At 54.2% G+C, this 236-nt stretch carries 1 pseudogene; it reads left to right on the plus strand.

The window, feature by feature from the left end:
- Positions 1 to 2: 2 nt before the first annotated feature.
- Positions 3 to 236: pseudogene (locus tag ACPYOJ_RS36765) on the plus strand (hypothetical protein); the annotation flags it as partial.

The raw sequence follows: 236 nt of genomic DNA on the forward strand, positions 1-236 counted from the left end.
GAATGCTGGATCGCATTTTGCGAAAAGCCGGCTTTCGCGGAGGCGAAATATACGCGATCGACGATCGTGAGATCAACGCGACCAGTTTCCTCATTCAATGCTTCCAGATGGGGGTCATTGACGAGACCGCACTGAAATCCGCACTGAAAATGTATCTCACAACGCAGCTGAGCTCAGGCCCGCTTCCCTTAGCCAGGGAAGACGGTTCACTTGCCAGATGGCAGGACGATGGTGGC

The sequence above is a fragment of the Rhizobium sp. SVR5-9E genome, from assembly GCF_056755095.1.